Here is a 15,802-nt window from a genome sequence, read left to right as displayed (position 1 = left end):
TTTAAAATGGGTTCACGGTTAAATATTTCATTGAGTTCATATATTCTTTATCGAAATGGTAGTTTACCCTTTGGGTCCATTCACAGAAAAAAGGTGATGCATTGCCAAGGATCATTAAATTATTCATGTTCCTCATAATATTCCTGGCCTTCTTCGAGGCGGGGCTCATAAGTTCATACACACTTGTAACGTCCAAACCACCGGATGTGGAAAAACTTATTGAAATGCAGATAGACACAGTGTCCTCATTTTTGGATTCAGGTAAGAATATAACCTCCACAATCACTGGAGGGCCTGAAGAGATCCGGATAATAAACAATGCAGATGTTGCAGATGCCCTTAAATCCCGCACGGGCCTTGATGGAATAAACATCCGCTCCCTCAATGCGACAACAACAGAGGACACATCACTTGAGAACATAAATATCAACATAACAGCGACCGGTTACCGTGAAAACCAGACAGGAAGCGGTCAGATAGTCATAAGGCCAACCGAGCAGTTCACTGTAACTGCGGCTGCAAGGGCCGAAACCAGGTCATCAGGGGTATGGGTCGATGTCAGGACCCTTAGAATCATTTCAGTAACCAGGATTTACTGAGTATCAATTGGGAGGGTAAATTCATACAGTTTGGAAATCCGCTGCAGTGGCTTCACATCTAAGCCCCCGATCCACTGAAGGTGTTTTCATGATAAGGATAATAGGACTTGGACCCACAAGGGATGATATAACAGTGAGGGCCCTCCGGGCTCTTGAAGAATCCGATGTCGTCATAGGATATGCAAGGTACATAAAACAGATAGAGGACCTCCTTGAGGGCAAGGAGATAATAAAAAGCGGAATGGGATCTGAAATTGAGAGGGTGGAAAAGGCCATCGAGAAACACCTTGAAGGTTTCAACGTCGCACTGGTGAGTTCAGGAGACCCCGGTGTCTATGGGATGGCCAATGTCTTCTTCCAGATATTTGATAAGTATTCTGGGGTTGAATTTGAGGTTATACCTGGCGTTACCGCGGTCAACTATGCAGCATCTCACCTGGGGGCACCCCTCCATGACTTTGCGGTTATAAGTCTAAGCGACATCCTTACACCCCTATCCGAGATAAGAAGAAAGATCAGGGCAGCTGCAGGGGCCGGACTTGTAATAGCCCTCTACAACCCCCTGGGAAAGAGGAGGAAGAAACCCTTCAGGGAGGCGCTTGAAATACTAAGATCTGAACTTGAACCAGAAACTCCGGTGGGTGTGGTGAGGACCGAAAATGGAAGTCCACAGGTGAGTATTGTGGCTCTTGGAGACCTGGATGAATCCCTTGTGGACATGTCCACCATCATCATAGTCGGCAACGTTACAACCTACACAAGGGATGGATACATGATCACACCCCGCGGATACGCGGTTGAGGCCCCACTCCATGAACTTGCAAGGAAGTTCTATGAGGAGAATCCTTATGGCAAAGATTCAGGCCCTGATGAGAAATGTGAATTTTACCCCTGCCACTTTGAGGGTCAGAACTGTGCATTCTGTTACTGCCCATTCTATCCATGCGGTGAGGGGTCCACAGGGGGCTACTGGATACGGGATAAGGGCGTATGGAGCTGCCAGGACTGCAAATGGATACACACCGATGAGGCTGTTGAGTGCGTCAGGAGGGGCCTCAGGCGGCTGATTTCAGAACCAGATGATCTAACCGATAGGAAGAAGGAACTTCTCAAGCTTCGAAGGGAGTGCCTCATGGCTTCAGGAGGGGACTCCAGTAAATAACTGATTTCACCGCAGCAAGATATTTATTTTAAATCACCCAATATCATTTCAGCAGCCCAGGAGGATGAAAGTTGTCCAAAAGTGTTAAGGATATTCTCATCGAAATGAAGAACCTCTCGGAGTTGATGGTGGATCTTGCATACTCTGCCCTCCTGTTTAACAGCAGGGACGCTGCAGAGGAGGTCATAAAACTTGAAAACAAGGTTAACAGGCTTAACTATGAGATAAAAAAGGAGTCACTTCTTGCTGCAAGATCTGTTGAGGACGCCGAAAAACTGACAGCCCTCCTAGAGGTGGGTGAGGCAGCTGAAAGCATTGCGAACTCCGCCAAGGATATCGCTGATCTGGTGCTGAAGGGCATCAAACCACACCCTGTCTTCAAGATGGTCATGGAGGAGTCCGATGAGATAATAGTCAGGGTGACAATTGATGAGGGATCAGAGCTGGCAGGAAAATCACTGGGAGACCTTTTACTTGCAACCAGAACAGGCATGAGGATTATAGCCATCAGAAGAGGAGAATCCTGGATTTATGGACCTGACAGGAACACGGTACTTGCAGAGAACGATACCCTCATCGCCAAGGGAAACGAAGCAGGTTCAGAACTCTTATTCGCACTTGCAAAGGGTGAGATGACCCTTGAGGATATAGGGTGCAGCATAGAATAGTCCCAGAGATGATGTAAATGTTAGCAGGTGAGGTCAATGAGGATAACAGGAAGATTACTGAGGACGACTCGGCTCATACTTCAGTCCCTGCTAACATTTACCGTGAATTTATCCATAGCGGCCTCAAGGGGATGGGTAAGGGCTTTTAACCTATTCAAGAGTTTTGGAAGCTTTTTCAGGGGTTCTAAAAGGGTTATAGGGGAAAGCTTCGTCGCACTCTTCATATGTGCCCTGGGGGACCTTGTTGCAGGTATATTTCTGGGTAAGATGTCTCCCCTACTGGAGTCATATCCCGGGCTCCTTGTACTGATACCCGGCGCCATAGGCATGAGGGGTAATATCTTCGGGGCCCTGGGCTCACGCCTAGGTTCAGGTCTGCATATAGGTACCCTTTCACCGGAACTTCGAAAATCAGATGTCCTTACAGAGAACATTGAGGCGACCATAATACTGACCGTGGTCATGTCAATTTTCCTTGGATTCATGGCCTGGATATTCTGCCATATCTTCGGATTTCGAAGTATGGGAATAATGGATTTCATTGTTATCTCTGTGGCCGGCGGAATAATATCAGGTGCCGTTCTTCTCCCGGCAACAGTCCTCATATCCCTCAAGAGCTATGAGAACGGCTGGGACCCTGATAACATCACAACACCCCTCATAGCAGCTTCAGGCGACCTTTTCACCCTCCCATCAATATTCGCGGCACTTGCCATCCTTGAAACTGTAAGGAACGGCATTTTTGAATGGGTGCTCTTTTTCCTGTTTATTCTGATGGGTATTATGGGTCTTGCAATGGGAATTAAGGGCAGATATAACCTCAGAAGGATAATAAGACAGAGCGTGCCCGTACTTCTTCTCTGCTCAGCCCTGGGAACCACTGCGGGTATAGTCCTAAACAGTAAACTGTCATTTATACTTGACAACCCTGCAATACTCGCACTGGTGCCGCTGTTTTCAGGTGAAAGCGGAGGCCTTGTGAGCATACTCGGAGCAAGGCTTTCCTCCGGGCTCCACTCAGGTATAGTCCCCGCAACCCTCAGACCCCATGGGGAGGCCCTCAGAAACTTTGGAATAATATCCATACTGTCACTGATCATATATCCAACAATCGGGCTTCTAGCCCATTTTGTGAGTGTTTCCCTTGGTATAGGGTCCCTTGGACTTGAGAGGATGCTTCTTATAAGTTCACTTGCAGGGTACCTCCTGACCCCGTTCCTTCTACTGGTGGGCTTTTATCTGAGCTCAGCATCCTACAGACTTGAACTGGACCCTGACAACATAGTTATCCCACTGTCGACCAGCATGACCGACTCCGTGGCAAACACGTGTCTTGTAATAGCCATAATAGCAGTTATGGGACTCTGAATCACCATTAGACCTCAGAACCATGTAATTATGGTGGTGGGCTCTGGGTCAGCATGGGGATATGAGAATCTGGAGGGAGCATGGCTGGACCTCAAAGTAATCAGGTTTCAGAGGGCAATCCATTCCAGAGCGGGGAAGCCCGGCAATTATTACCCCCCTTCCACATCCATGTAAATGGATCCATACCACACTCTGCCCTGTTAAATTCAGTTTTAAACTTCCTGAACGGATTTTTATCTCTTCATGGCTTCTGTTGCAGTCCGTGTCAAGGATGAATGATCCGCTGCAGCCCTCTGATATGAGGTAGTAATCAAGTGAGTCATTAACGCGGAAATTCATGCATGTCCAGTTTTCACCATGACCTGAGGGACACAGGCATTCCTCTCGCCTGATAACATAATCAGACAGGAAGTTGCAGTTCACGGTTCTTCTAAATACATGTATTTCATTCCCCTTCAATTCATCCCCAATGATTATGGGGCTTATTCTGTCGTTGAGGGGACTTAGCACAATCCTCACATGAAGTCCCCTGAATGCCCTTTCAAGTAATTCCGGTTTTGAGCGAAGTTTCATTATTTTTTCATAGGATATGACCCCTCTTTTCCCCGGGACGGCAAGTCCAGGATACCTGCAGGTGCTTACAGGAAGTTTTTCCCAGTTAACAGGATCTCCAGGAGTATTTATGAGAACATCCGCTGCCGTGGCACCTTTATCCCTCGTGTATGTTTCTCTGAATCTTTCATTCATTCGGGTCTCCTGCACCTCCATCAGTTCTGCAGATATGCCCACGATAATGGCCACGATTATGAGGGAGAGCAGAAAATCTGTTGAGAATATCACTGTATAACACCGTACTTTTTTCTGTGGGCCCCGTCAAGGTATATGATGAATCCTGATACGTTGTGGGGTTCGCCAGTGTATGCTGTCGTGAATAGAACATGGTCAACAGATACCGGGGCCTCCTCAAAATTTCCTGAGGTTATTATGAAGGTTTCAAGACCCAGGTGGGGACAGGAGGTTTTTCCCTCCAGTCTACAGAGGTAGCAGGACCCATCATGACTCTCATGGTAGTATCCATTTATTAGGCAGGCGTAGAGGACACCGCCGGATCCATGGGTGGTGTAGGGTTCATAGGGGCACCTTCTTATCAGGAAAGGACCGGAAGCCCCCTCATAGGCCTCCCTGTTCTCTGAAGAAATGTATTCCATGAGGGCCCTGCCATACTCTATTGACGTTTCATTGTGCTGCAACCTTCCCAGAACCATGAAGGGCAGGGGATCAGGCAGATCCTCAACAGGTACCCTTACCGAAATGTTCTCAGTGTGGTGGATTTTTCCTGCCCTAATATCAACAGTGGAGTTAACCTCAATACAGAAGGGGTCGTCGGATGCCCCCTCAACTGAATTCACCCTGCAGCTTAGATTCATGTTTCTGTGGACGGCGCATAACCTGTCAATACGCCCCTGTACCCCTGCTCTTACATGGGCCCTGGCATCCAGGTCTGGAGGAAGTGTACCGTTTATGGCCTCCTGTGCAGTTTCATTTAGTACTTCCCTTGTTATCACCGGGATGCTGTCCCTGATATTCCACAGGGCCCCTGTCATACTCTCAGATAGGGACCTATCAGCGCTCCTTTTCACTGCTGAATCATCGATGCTGAGTATCATCAGGGCGAGTATCATGGCCGGCACCATGAGAAGAAGACTGAAACCTGCCATCACATAGCCTCCATCATCCATCGTATCACCCGATTAAAATTAAGTATTACCGACATAAAAATATTACTGAAATGATATTAAGTTAATATTAAACGTTCTGGGGCTTCAATGGCGATCTAAACCATTAGAAATAGAAAAAAGGCCAGATTATCCCATGGATCAACTCAGGGGGTAATAAGAATCTTTATTACTCCAATGCAAGCACAAGGGATTTAAATATCCTCTGACCATATGATTTAATTATAATGAATCAAGATAGATAATGAAAACTGATTACATTTATGGAGGTCACATCATGACAGAAACCGTTAGGACATGGCGCCATATACCCCAGCGCTACAATCTTACAGGTTCAAAATGTCTCCAGTGCGGGAATGTTTTCTTCCCTAGCAGAATAATATGCCCTGAATGCAGGCGTAAAGGTAAGCTTGAGGACCTGAAGTTCAGCGGGAGGGGAAAGATACACAGTTACTCCGTGATAAACACCCCAACCGACGAGTTCAAGGATATAGCCCCCTACGTGGTGGCCATCGTTGAACTGGAGGAGGGTGCTAAGATAACAAGCCAGATTGTTGACTGCGACCCTGATTCAATAGAGATAGGCGACGAGGTCGAAATGGTATTCCGCAAGGTGAGAGAAGAGGGTGAAGATGGAGTGATATCATATGGATTCAAATTCAGGCCAAAAAACTAAGATAGGTGTTCTTCTTGTGGGGCATGGAAGCCGCCTCCCCTACGGTGAGGAGGTCATAAATGGCATAGCAGATATCTACAGGAAAGAGGTTGACCATCCTGTTGCAGTGGGATTCATGAACATATCCAGGCCCTCAATACCAGAGGCCATAAACGAACTCGCAGCAATGGGCGTTGAAAAGATCATAGTGACACCTGTCTTCCTGGCCCATGGAGTCCACACCAAACACGACATACCACACATTCTGGGTCTTGATAATGGCACTGAACATCACCATCACCATGAACATGAGCACGAGGAATTTGAATTCGACGGTGAAATAGTATACACCGAGCCCCTTGGGGCAGATCCACGAATTGCTGAGATAATCCGGGACAGGGTCAAATCAGCTATTTAAGGATAACCCCCCATTTATTTTTGATAAAATGCCCCCTGATAGAATATCATCCTTTGGCGAGAAGAAACTCATCTCAAGGATAATATCAAGATCAGCCTCATTTTTCAGACCCTCAGAGCTTATCGGTCTTGGAGATGATGCAGCACTTCTTGATATGGGGAATGATTACCTTGCAGTGACCTCAGACCTTCTAATTGAAAGCAGGCACTTCCCCCCTAAAATGAGCCATCACGATATGGGATGGAAGACGGTTACAGTGAACATGAGCGACCTGGCTGCAATGGGGGCTGCACCGGAGGGTTTCATACTCTCCATGGCCCTCCCTGACCTTGATCTGGAATCCTTTGACTCCCTCATAAGCGGCGTCCTGGAGGCCTGCAGTTATTACGGCGCACCCCTCATCGGGGGGGATACCAATGAGGGGGATGAGATAATAATGGGGGGCACAGCCATTGGAAGGGTCAGGAGGGACCTTGTGATGATGAAGTCCGGTGCCAGGCCAGGGGACCTCATTGCAGTTACGGGGCCCCTTGGACTTGGAGCTGCAGGCACAGAGCTTCTTCTATCGGGAACAGATACTGCTGGATTTGAGGCTGCGGTTGAAAAATCCCTGAAACCCATTGCAAGGGTTGAGGAGGCATCAAGAATGGCGAAGTCTGGGCTTGTGTCTTCGGCCACGGACATAACCGATGGCCTCATAAGTGAACTTGGTGAGCTGAGGGATGCCAGCGGTGTGGGGATGAGGATCCACGAGGTGAAGTTACCTGTACCTCCTCAGGTATCAGAGGCGGCATCCGTCCTTGGAGGGGATCCACTGGAACTCGCCCTGTACTATGGGGAGGATTTTGAACTTGTTTTCACTGCACCACCCGATGCAATGGATGAACTCTCCAGAATAATGGAAGTACACATCATAGGTGAGGTCATAGAGTCACCCTCCATTGAAATGGTTGATAAGCATGGAGATACATATAAACTTCATGTGAGGGGCTATGAACATCTGCGCCCCTGAACTGCAGGGGGGATACCATGAGGAAGGAATCCATACTCTATGAGAAGGCCGATGATAGGTTAAGGTGCCTGGTGTGCAGTAGAAAATGCCTTATACCTGAAGGGGGAAGGGGATACTGTCTCACACGTGAAAATAGCGATGGTAAAATCTATTCTCTCACCTATGGGGAGGTATCCTCAGAGGCGGTTGACCCGATAGAGAAGAAGCCACTCTTCCATTTTCATCCTGGCAGCCTTGTCTATTCCCTTGGCAGTGTTGGATGTAACTTCAGGTGCAGGTACTGCCAGAACTGGAGCATATCACAGGCACGCATAGATGGCTTCCCCACAAAGTACATCCCACCGGAGGAGGCGGTTGAAAATGCACTCAGAAGTAACTGCACCTCCATAGCCTGGACCTACAATGAGCCCACCATGTGGCTTGAATACACCCTGGACTCTGCAGAACTTGCAAGGGCAGAGGGCCTCAAAACGGTTTATGTTACAAATGGCTACATGAGTGAGGAGGCCCTTAACATTATAGGACCCCTACTGGACGCTGCCAACATTGACCTCAAGGGAATGTCTGAGAGATTTTATCGTGAATTATGCGATGCGAAGCCAGAACCCGTACTCGAGAACATCATAAGGATGCATGAGATGGGTATCCATATAGAGGTCACCAACCTGCTTATACCCGGTTACAATGACTCTGATGATGATATAGTGGCCCTTGTGAACTTCATGGTATCTGAGGTCGGGGTTGAGGTTCCACTCCACTTCACAAGGTTCTTTCCACATTACAGGATGCAGGATGTGCCTCCAACCGGGGTTGAGAGACTGATGAGGGCCAGGGAGCTTGCCCTTGAGGCGGGCATGAAGTATGTGTACGTGGGGAACCTTCCAGGGACCGATGCTGAGAACACCCACTGTCCGGTTTGTGGAGAGCTACTCATAAAGAGGGATGGCTACCTCACAAGAACAGTGGGTATCAGTGATGGTAAGTGCAGAGCCTGCAGAGCCGCTGTTGACGTTGTAACAGATTAGTTAACATGATTCTGAGCCTCAGGGTTTGAAGATTTTTTGAGGATGGAAGATGTTATTTATTCTGTAAATCTGATTCGGGCCCTCAGATTCCTGTGACCAGAAAAGTAGAAAAATGAGCCATTATCCAAAAATAAATTCTTAATGGTGCCCTTTCACTCGGACCTGCTGACCCTCTGGAATTTTTCTGCTCCAGCGAGGGGCACCGTTGCATCAACACCAACCTTGGTTGTTGTACCATCGGGAAGTGCTGCAGGGTCCAGGGATGAGCCCCTTGCGCCGGGGACTATGAGGATATCATCATCGCCCTTCACCCTTGTTGCAACAGCATATTCGATTTCCTCAGGGTCAAAAACGTCTATATCCTCGTCCACGACAACCACATGTTTGAGGGATGGATGGGCTGCAAGGGCAGCCATTATAACATTCTTGCCGTCCCCCTGACTCTGCTTTTTAATTGATATGGCTGCATGGAGCCAGCAGCACCCCCCCTCTGTTAGAACAACATTCCTGACCGTGGGCACCGTATTCTTAACTGCCCTGTATATCCTTGGCTCCTGGGGCAACCCCTGAAGCAGTCTGTGTTCAAATCCTGCCGGCAGAATCGCATGGTACATGGCATCTTCCTTTATATGCATCCTCTCAAGGGCTATGACAGGTTCCTCCCTTACAACGTCATAGGTGTCTGTGAGGTCAACAAAGGGGCCCTCACTTTCCCTTTCACCGCAGAGTATCCTGCCCTCAAGTATTATCTCCGCAGGCGGAACCTCAAGGTCAACTCCACTGCACCTCACAAGTTCCAGTTTTCCGTCGTGGAAGCTGTTTGCGACCTCCATTTCATCGGCATCTATCGCTATGGATGTGGTTGTCGCAAGGAGGGTGGCGGGGTCCATACCTATGGCCACTGCTATCTCAAGGTCCTCACCCATCTCCTCGGCCCGCTGGTGGTATGTGTAAAGGTGCCTTGGAACTATGCGGACCGCCATCCTGTCACTGGACATGACCATCATCCTGTGGATGGAGGCGTTCCTGACGCCGGTTTCAGGGTCTCTGGCAAATATGACCCCTGCTGTTATGTAGGGGCCTCCATCCCTCTGGTAGTGGGTTAGAACCGGGAGCCTTGAGAGGTCGGCATCCTCTGAAGTGTAACCCTCAAGGCCCCTAAAGTTTCTGATGGGGGTCGGGTTTTCCATTGCATGGACAATGCGCTGGGTTATCTCATTGACCTGGCAGTTCAGGGAGAGGGCAATCTTTTCCCTGGTATTGCAGAGGCCGGATATGACCGGCATATCTGATTCCCGTACATTCCTCAGTATCACAACATCCCTGGGATGCCTCCTCAGTATACCTGCAGCCTCAAATCGTGTCGAAACCTCATCCTCAATTATCACAGGTTCTTCTTTGAGCCTATCAAGGAATTCTCTCATTGAATCACCATCAGAACTTGACTGAACGGCTTTTTATCCTCTTTATCCTGGACTCGATTTTATCGTCATATATTCCAAGCATTTCAGCCGCCAGTATTGCGGCGTTACCACCGTTACCGATTCCAACGGTCCCAACAGGGACACCCGGTGGCATGTTAATCATGGAAAGGAGTGAATCCCAGCCGTTCATTTTGAGGGGGCATGGAACACCAATCACAGGCCTGTCACTGAGGGCGACCACGGCACCTGTAACATGGGCGGAGAGTCCGCTTATCGCTATGAAGAGCTTAACATTCTCCATCCGCTCAAGGTACCTCTCGAACCTGTCGGGGTACCTTATGGGTGATATGACGTTGAGGTCATAGCTTATACCCATCCGCTCAAGGAACATTGTTGTCTTCTTGGCGATTTTCATGTCCGAGTAGCTACCCGGGATCACAGATACCATGGGGGCTTCTTCTTCACCAGATTTTTCCTTATCCTGCACCTCTGGCAGTTCAACATCGAGGGGGGTGTAGTATGACCCCTCTATGCTGTTTAGGACCTGGCACTCATCCCGGCGGACCTTCTCATAGAAACCCCTTCTGAGTTCAGAGACCCGTTCCCTCACCTCCGGGTCACCTATCCCTATTATCTGGGCAGCCAGTATCGCGGCGTTTTCTCCCCTGTCAACACCAACCGTTGCAACCGGGGCAGGGAAGGGCATCTGTGAGCATGCAAAAAGGGCGTCAAGTCCTCCGAGTTTAACATCAACCGGGACACCTATCACCGGGCGGTGGGTGTTAGCTGATATCATGCCTGGAAGGTGGGCTGAAAGTCCCGCTATACCTATGAAGACCTCAACACCCTCCTTTATGGACTCAGCGACTATAGCCTTCACCTTTTCATGGGTCCTGTGGGCCGAGGCAACCCTGAGGTCATAGGGTATCCTGAGTTCTTCAAGGATCTCCATGGCCTTTTCAGCTATTCTGAAATCTGATGCGCTTCCAAGGAGTATCATCACTCTGGGCTTCATTTAGAGATTCACCTTTACATTTATGGATAGATATTTATTTCAATTCATATTTAATAGAATCTCCCGACGCGTCTTAATAGCTTAATATTTAAGGGTTTTCAACCAATAGAACTTCATAGGTAGGAGAAGGTGTAGGGATGTCATGGCTTATTCTGATCCTGGTCTTCCTTTTATGTGCCCTCAGGACAGTGAGAGAAGATGAACAGACAGTTTCAGTGGTTATACCAGCGTTCAATGAGGAAAAGACCGTTGCACTGGTTGTTGAGGCAGCTAAAGGTTCTAAAATGGTGAGTGAGGTCATAGTGGTGGATGATGGGTCCACAGACAACACTTCAGGGGTTGCAGAGGCTGCAGGTGCAAGGGTCATAAGACATGCCAGTAACCGCGGAAAGGGTGCTGCACTGAGGACAGGATTCAAGCATTCCAGTGGAGACATAGTGGTTTTTGTTGACGCTGACCTTGAAAATATGACAACAGAGAAAATTGAGAGGATGATAAGGCCCATCCTCAGGGGAAGGGCGGACCTCACAAAAACACGCTTCAGGAGAAAGGCTGGGAGGGTTACCGAGTTAACTGCAAAGCCACTCCTGAATTTCTTCTTCCCTGAGATAAAATTTGAGCAGCCACTAAGCGGACAGTTTGCAGCCAGGAGATCCGCCATTGAGAAGATGAAATTTGAGGAGGATTATGGGGTCGATGTTGGCATAGTCCTTGATGCGGATGTCCTTGGCCTCACGGTTAAGGAGGTGGATATAGGGACAATACACCATGACATGGCAAGCCTCAGGGACCTTAACCTGGTTGCCAACGAGGTTGTAAGGACCATAGTTGACAGGGCACTTGAGTACGGCAGAATAACCATGATGGACACCATGGGAAAGTCCATAAGAATGTGCATACTGGGCCTCTCACTTACAACCCTTGGAATATTCAGCATATTCTTTATAAGGACAATACCAGCAACAGCAGGGATCATAATTGCGGTTTCAGGATCCATAGTTGCTTTTTATTACTTTATAAGCTTAATAAGAAGATCCATATACGTTTTCAGGCGCTCCCGGGGCAAGCTTCAGACGGCTAGATCATTCGTATACATGCACTTTCCCATCCTGGTTTCGGGCCTTATCCTTCTTGCAATGATCTCGACACTGCTGGGTGCAGTCAAGGTGGACGATGGTAAAATATCAATTGAACCAACATCAGGTAACCTCATAATATGGAAGAAGAACAATGAAAACAGAACATTCGATGTCAGGGGACCCTACAGGGTTGACAGCGCACTTGAAAATGAGAATAACTCCATAAGAATTCCTGAAGAGGCGATAAATACCCTTGGGCTTGGTTATGGTGACACCATATTTCTGAATGGTGAGGCATACACCCTCAACAGGACCCGTGACGGTGAGGGTAACATAATAAGGATCCCAACCAGTGCAAGGGAGGCCCTCGGGGTTAACGTGGGGGACGTTATCCAGGATGGAAATCTTCGAAAGATATTCAGCAACGTCTATGCAATTAGGAACATATCCAGCTCAAACATAACGGTATATAACGGTATCATAATTCAGTACGATGAGTCCCAGGCGTCGGAGGTCATGGTTTACGTTGACAATCGGCTGGTTGCAGAGGCCAGTGGGGTCATGAAGAATGGTTCATACACTGTATCCGTTAATGGGGAGTTTATAAGAAATATAAGGTTCAGGGGAGAGGACTCCAGCTACATGATCTATCATGGAGGCCATATAATAAAAATTGATATCAGAAAAGGGGGTTCATCTGACATGAGGTTTGCAACTGCATCTGAGGGGAAATTCCTCAACATATGGTTCTCAGGTCAGTAGTATACCCTTGCAGCTTCTTCTGGATCATCATAGAGGCCGATGGCTGCAAGGGCCCCTATCTTACCCTGTGAACCTGTTACCTCGATGAGGTCTATTCCAAGGGACTCTGCAACTTCTTCGGCATCCTCAACTTCCATAAAACTCTTTTTGGCCATCATTGAATACTTTTTAAGCTCTTCTGGAACCTTTATTCCCCTGAAAACTGCAATTGAAGTTTTATCGGAAAGGGTGTTCTCTTCAAGAAAACCTGCAGCAAGATCGACCAGTTCATTGCTCTTCCCAGGCTGCACCGCGAAGGCAAGGGCAACCGACACACAGTTCTGTGTCTTATGGGGGTTGTGGGGGTAGAGCTGAACCGTCACATGGTCGATGTACTCAAATCCCCTCCTGGAAATCTCCATACCCATATTGTTGGCAAGGGTCCAGGTCGCACCGCTTTCAGGGGTGTCTGTGTCATCTATACCCAGGACAACCTTTTCGAGGCGGGGTGTTATCACGGCCGCCCTCCCGGGCTTTGAGCCCCCTCCCACCTCATAGAGTTCGATTCTCTTCACACCCTCTGCCATGCCCCGGCACATGGCAGCACCAACCCCGGCACCTGCAAGGCCTGCATGCACAACACGGACCTCGTCACCCTCAACAGCCACCTCCTCTATTCCAGCGGCGTTGAGACTCGCCCTGAGTTCTATTGGAGCCTTACCGGTATGTGCAAGGTAGGTGTGCCGGTTACCATCCCTACGGGCCCTCTCTATCAGCCTGCTTGACCTGCTGTACTGGTATATCATCCACTCTGACCCTGAGATGCAGGGGTGGTATTCCACTATCTCAACGAGATCCCCGTCCACCATGGTGAGGACCTTGGTGTAGGGTGATATCCATGGGTCCCTGAACCTTTCCTTCAGGTCTGATGGTCTGAGTATTTCCATGGAGGTTCTCCAGAAACATCAAATTTCGTTGAGTCTTCTGTACATTTTAACGGCTGCCTCAACGGCCCTCTTCGCATAGTCAACACGCTGGTGGGCCTCAAGCCTCGTCATACCGGGACCTGATATTCCAAGGGCCACGGGCTTATCGTATTCGAGTGAAAGGTCCGCTATCTTACGTGAGGCGTGCTGGACCACTATCTGGTCATGGTCCGTTGCCCCCTCAATAACAGCCCCCAGCGTGATAACGGCGTCGATTTCATCATCCAGGAGAAGCTTCTTAACCGCGAGGGGCATATCGAATACTCCTGGAACGGCTATAACCCTTGTTATTTCGGATTCAAGAAATTTAGCATGTTCTTTTGCGAGTTCAAGCATCATATGTGTTATGTCATAGTTGAATTCGGCTACCACAGCCCCTATTCTGACACCTGCCATTTAATACCTCCTTTAGAGCACAAGTGCGCCTGCAATGGTACTTAATACCATTATGATTACTATGAGCAATGCTATTGCCTGTGCCTTATTCATCCCATCACCCCATCATTGCTATTTCCCTCAGGGTTTCTGCAAGGACCTCAATGTCCTCATCTGTATTGTAGTAGTGTATGGATGCCCTCACGGTGCCACCGGATTCATGAACTCCCAGGTGCCTCATGGCTGGTATCGCGCAGTGGTGGCCGCTTCTAACACAGACACCGGCGGTTTCATCCAGCAGCTTTGCAACGTCATGGGGGTCCATATTATCTATGTTGAAGGAAAGGATACCATAAATATTTTGGGGGTCACCATAGCACTGGATTTTATCAATGGATGAAACCTCACTGTGGAGCTTTTCTGTCATTTTCAGGCCATGCTTTCTGATTTTATGGATTCCTATCCTGTTGATGTAGTCTATGGATGCCCCCAGGCCTATGAAACCTGCTATGTTGAGGGTTCCTGCCTCGAACCTTGAGGGAAACTCTTCCAGAACGTAGTCATCCTCTGAGACATCAATGACGGTACCCCCACCCAGCATGAATGGTTCAAGTTCATCCTGGCATTCCCTCCTGCAGTAGAGGAAACCAGTCCCCACGGGACCCAGGGTCCCCTTGTGCCCAGGGAAGGCTGCAAAGTCTGCCCCCAGCTCCCTAACATCGATCTCCATATGTCCAATGGACTGGGCCCCGTCAATCATGTAGAGGGCACCGTTTTCATGAGCGATCATCCCCACCTCATTCACATCCTGCACCGTACCAAGGGCATTGGAGATGTGGGTTATGGTTACAAGCCGTGTGGTCTCATCGATCACCTCCTCAACCATTGCGGGGTCCACAACACCATTTTCGTCTGCCCTCACTATCCTTACATCAACACCCCTTTCACGGAGCCTGAGCCAGGGAAGGAAGTTGGAGTGGTGCTCGATGTTGGGTACAACCACCGAGTCCCCCTTCCTGAATTCAAGGCCGCCTGCCACAATGTTTATGGCCTCGGAGGTGTTCTTTGTGAATACTATTTCGTCCTCAGAGGCATTTATAAATCCTGCAACCTTTCCACGGGCTTCCTGGAGTTTCATGGTTGCTTCAACTGCAAGTGAATACGCCCCGCGTCCTGTATTGGCGTTGTATCCTTCAAAGTACTCTGTCATTGCCCTCACAATTGGGAGGGGGGTCGGGGTTGTGCTTGCAGCATCAAGGTACACCTTCTCCCTGAGGAGTGGTATGTCGGCCCTGACGTCCTCTGTACGCACAGCATCACCCTAGATTCTTTTTGCTATTTCAGCAGCCATTTCCATTGTACCGAGGCTTCCGCCCAGGTCCGGTGTAACCAGACCCTCTTCAAGGGTTTTTTCCAGTGCTTCCTGTATTTTCTGTGCTTCCTGTGTTTTGTTGAGGTGTTTTAGCATGAGTGTTGCTGTTAGTATCATGGCTGTGGGGTTTGCTATGTTTTTTCCGGCTATCTGTGGTGCTGATCCGT

At 48.7% G+C, this 15,802-nt stretch carries 17 protein-coding genes; 9 read left to right on the top strand and 8 right to left on the bottom strand.

Annotated elements, in window-relative coordinates:
• Positions 1-101: 101 nt before the first annotated feature.
• The 4 genes from QFX39_RS02445 (at position 102) to QFX39_RS02430 (ending at position 3,797) form a co-directional block, all read left to right on the top strand.
• Positions 102-599, top strand: coding sequence for a hypothetical protein (locus QFX39_RS02445; RefSeq protein ID WP_300477223.1), 498 nt, complete (start codon positions 102-104; stop codon positions 597-599).
• Between the two features lie 88 nt (positions 600-687).
• The gene (gene cobJ / locus QFX39_RS02440) at positions 688-1,761 is read left to right on the top strand and encodes a precorrin-3B C(17)-methyltransferase (protein ID WP_300477221.1); all 1,074 of its coding nucleotides are present in this window, start codon (positions 688-690) and stop codon (positions 1,759-1,761) included.
• A gap of 104 nt (positions 1,762-1,865) precedes the next feature.
• Complete coding sequence (locus tag QFX39_RS02435; protein WP_171770417.1) at positions 1,866-2,429, top strand: potassium channel family protein; 564 nt, start codon at positions 1,866-1,868, stop codon at positions 2,427-2,429.
• Between the two features lie 36 nt (positions 2,430-2,465).
• Complete coding sequence (locus QFX39_RS02430; protein ID WP_300477220.1) at positions 2,466-3,797, top strand: magnesium transporter; 1,332 nt, start codon at positions 2,466-2,468, stop codon at positions 3,795-3,797.
• Between the two features lie 48 nt (positions 3,798-3,845).
• Here the strand turns inward: QFX39_RS02430 and QFX39_RS02425 are convergent, their stop codons facing one another.
• Together QFX39_RS02425 and QFX39_RS02420 are read right to left on the bottom strand one after the other, a co-directional pair.
• Positions 3,846-4,637, bottom strand: a complete 792-nt coding sequence (locus QFX39_RS02425; RefSeq protein WP_300477218.1) for a hypothetical protein — start codon at positions 4,635-4,637, stop codon at positions 3,846-3,848.
• The gene (locus tag QFX39_RS02420) at positions 4,634-5,536 is read right to left on the bottom strand and encodes a hypothetical protein (protein WP_300477215.1); all 903 of its coding nucleotides are present in this window, start codon (positions 5,534-5,536) and stop codon (positions 4,634-4,636) included. The genes QFX39_RS02425 and QFX39_RS02420 overlap by 4 nt, the downstream gene beginning before the upstream one ends.
• A gap of 274 nt (positions 5,537-5,810) precedes the next feature.
• On the opposite strand from QFX39_RS02420, the gene QFX39_RS02415 reads away from it, so the two are divergent.
• The 4 genes from QFX39_RS02415 to amrS are packed head-to-tail and all read left to right on the top strand — an operon-like array spanning position 5,811 to position 8,643.
• A complete protein-coding gene (locus tag QFX39_RS02415) occupies positions 5,811-6,209 on the top strand; it encodes a Zn-ribbon domain-containing OB-fold protein (protein ID WP_013296562.1) in 399 nt (132 codons plus the stop codon).
• Positions 6,181-6,606: a sirohydrochlorin nickelochelatase gene (gene cfbA, locus QFX39_RS02410; protein WP_013296561.1), complete on the top strand. Its 426-nt coding sequence runs from the start codon at positions 6,181-6,183 to the stop codon at positions 6,604-6,606. Before QFX39_RS02415 ends, cfbA begins: the two co-directional genes overlap by 29 nt.
• 28 nt (positions 6,607-6,634) lie before the next feature.
• Complete coding sequence (thiL, locus tag QFX39_RS02405) at positions 6,635-7,618, top strand: thiamine-phosphate kinase (protein WP_300477205.1); 984 nt, start codon at positions 6,635-6,637, stop codon at positions 7,616-7,618.
• A gap of 17 nt (positions 7,619-7,635) precedes the next feature.
• The gene (amrS, locus tag QFX39_RS02400) at positions 7,636-8,643 is read left to right on the top strand and encodes an AmmeMemoRadiSam system radical SAM enzyme (protein ID WP_300477202.1); all 1,008 of its coding nucleotides are present in this window, start codon (positions 7,636-7,638) and stop codon (positions 8,641-8,643) included.
• 152 nt (positions 8,644-8,795) lie between these two features.
• On the opposite strand, the gene QFX39_RS02395 is transcribed toward amrS, so the two are convergent.
• Positions 8,796-10,067 carry a UbiD family decarboxylase gene (locus QFX39_RS02395; protein ID WP_300477199.1) on the bottom strand — a complete coding sequence of 424 codons (1,272 nt, stop codon included), beginning with the start codon at positions 10,065-10,067 and terminating at the stop codon, positions 8,796-8,798.
• Positions 10,068-10,077: 10 nt separating this feature from the next.
• A complete protein-coding gene (gene purE, locus QFX39_RS02390; RefSeq protein ID WP_300477196.1) occupies positions 10,078-11,082 on the bottom strand; it encodes a 5-(carboxyamino)imidazole ribonucleotide mutase in 1,005 nt (334 codons plus the stop codon).
• Positions 11,083-11,219: 137 nt separating this feature from the next.
• On the opposite strand from purE, the gene QFX39_RS02385 reads away from it, so the two are divergent.
• Complete coding sequence (locus QFX39_RS02385; RefSeq protein ID WP_300477194.1) at positions 11,220-12,923, top strand: glycosyltransferase; 1,704 nt, start codon at positions 11,220-11,222, stop codon at positions 12,921-12,923.
• Here the strand turns inward: QFX39_RS02385 and mmp11 are convergent.
• The 4 genes from mmp11 to QFX39_RS02365 all read right to left on the bottom strand — a co-directional run.
• Entirely contained in the window at positions 12,917-13,849 is a 933-nt protein-coding gene (gene mmp11, locus QFX39_RS02380; protein ID WP_300477192.1) for a methanogenesis marker protein 11, read from the bottom strand. The genes QFX39_RS02385 and mmp11 overlap by 7 nt on opposite strands.
• 18 nt (positions 13,850-13,867) lie before the next feature.
• On the bottom strand, positions 13,868-14,284 hold the full coding sequence (gene ribH / locus QFX39_RS02375) for a 6,7-dimethyl-8-ribityllumazine synthase (RefSeq protein WP_300477190.1): 417 nt from the start codon (positions 14,282-14,284) through the stop codon (positions 13,868-13,870).
• Positions 14,285-14,381: 97 nt separating this feature from the next.
• Complete coding sequence (locus tag QFX39_RS02370) at positions 14,382-15,575, bottom strand: cysteine desulfurase (protein ID WP_300477187.1); 1,194 nt, start codon at positions 15,573-15,575, stop codon at positions 14,382-14,384.
• A 9-nt stretch (positions 15,576-15,584) separates the two neighbouring features.
• On the bottom strand, positions 15,585-15,802 hold a 218-nt coding region (locus tag QFX39_RS02365; protein WP_300477184.1), incomplete at its 5' end, for an isocitrate/isopropylmalate family dehydrogenase.

The organism is Methanothermobacter sp. (genome assembly GCF_030055425.1).
Taxonomy (GTDB): Archaea; Methanobacteriota; Methanobacteria; order Methanobacteriales; family Methanothermobacteraceae; genus Methanothermobacter.
Note: the sequence above shows the minus strand (reverse complement) of the source record. Positions and strands in the feature narration are given on the sequence as shown.

Bases quoted from the DNA above. Each gene is read 5' to 3' on its own strand.
- QFX39_RS02435 (WP_171770417.1), top strand. From the start codon at position 1,866: ATGAAGAACCTCTCGGAGTTGATGGTGGATCTTGCATACTCTGCCCTC.
- ribH (WP_300477190.1), bottom strand. From the start codon at position 14,284: ATGGCAGGTGTCAGAATAGGGGCTGTGGTAGCCGAATTCAACTATGAC.
- QFX39_RS02430 (WP_300477220.1), top strand. From the start codon at position 2,466: ATGAGGATAACAGGAAGATTACTGAGGACGACTCGGCTCATACTTCAG.
- QFX39_RS02420 (WP_300477215.1), bottom strand. From the start codon at position 5,536: ATGGATGATGGAGGCTATGTGATGGCAGGTTTCAGTCTTCTTCTCATG.
- mmp11 (WP_300477192.1), bottom strand. From the start codon at position 13,849: ATGGAAATACTCAGACCATCAGACCTGAAGGAAAGGTTCAGGGACCCA.
- cfbA (WP_013296561.1), top strand. From the start codon at position 6,181: ATGGATTCAAATTCAGGCCAAAAAACTAAGATAGGTGTTCTTCTTGTG.
- QFX39_RS02415 (WP_013296562.1), top strand. From the start codon at position 5,811: ATGACAGAAACCGTTAGGACATGGCGCCATATACCCCAGCGCTACAAT.
- QFX39_RS02385 (WP_300477194.1), top strand. From the start codon at position 11,220: ATGTCATGGCTTATTCTGATCCTGGTCTTCCTTTTATGTGCCCTCAGG.
- QFX39_RS02395 (WP_300477199.1), bottom strand. From the start codon at position 10,067: ATGAGAGAATTCCTTGATAGGCTCAAAGAAGAACCTGTGATAATTGAG.
- thiL (WP_300477205.1), top strand. From the start codon at position 6,635: ATGCCCCCTGATAGAATATCATCCTTTGGCGAGAAGAAACTCATCTCA.
- cobJ (WP_300477221.1), top strand. From the start codon at position 688: ATGATAAGGATAATAGGACTTGGACCCACAAGGGATGATATAACAGTG.
- purE (WP_300477196.1), bottom strand. From the start codon at position 11,082: ATGAAGCCCAGAGTGATGATACTCCTTGGAAGCGCATCAGATTTCAGA.
- amrS (WP_300477202.1), top strand. From the start codon at position 7,636: ATGAGGAAGGAATCCATACTCTATGAGAAGGCCGATGATAGGTTAAGG.